Origin of the sequence: Pseudomonas sp. LRF_L74 (genome assembly GCF_965644255.1) — a bacterium.
Classification (GTDB): Bacteria; Pseudomonadota; Gammaproteobacteria; order Pseudomonadales; family Pseudomonadaceae; genus Aquipseudomonas.
On record NZ_CBFFRH010000035.1, the window covers coordinates 1 to 651 of the forward strand.

General features: G+C 52.4%; 1 protein-coding gene. It reads left to right on the plus strand.

The genetic code is table 11. The features are described 5' to 3' along the window. The coding region (locus tag ACSZPK_RS26930) for a condensation domain-containing protein (protein ID WP_437884677.1) at positions 1–651 on the plus strand (651 nt) is incomplete at both ends.

Sequence of the window (651 nt, forward strand, 5' to 3'; positions counted from 1 at the left end):
AGGAGCAAACCCAGCGTTTGAGCGAGTTTGCTCGTCAGCAGAAGGTGACGGTCAATACGTTGGTACAGGCCGCGTGGTTATTACTGCTGCAGCGTTACACGGGTCAAGAGACGGTGACGTTTGGTGCGACGGTGTCGGGGCGACCGGCCGAGCTGAAAGGTGTGGAGCAGCAGGTTGGTTTGTTTATCAACACACTGCCGGTGATCGCGAGTCCGAAGCCGGAGCAGTCGTTAGGTGATTTTCTGCAACAGGTGCAGAGCCAGAACCTGGCATTACGAGAGCAGGAACATACACCACTGTTCGAGGTACAACGCTGGGCAGGTTTGGGTGGTGAGGCGCTGTTCGATAGTTTGCTGGTATTCGAGAATTACCCAGTGTCGGAGGCGCTGGAGCAAAGTGCACCGAATGGTTTGGTGTTTGGTGGAATAGAGAACCATGAGCAGACTAACTATCCGCTGACATTGTTGATTGGGATAGGAGAAGAGCTGGGCTTCCACTATTGCTATGCCAAGGGTCAATTTGACCAAGACACCATTGCCCGAATTTCTAAACATCTGAGCAATATACTGATTGCTATCTGCGAGGTTGCAGAGAGGCCAATTGGTGAGTTGCCGTTGCTCAGCCAAGAAGAACGGAAGCAAATCGTCTACG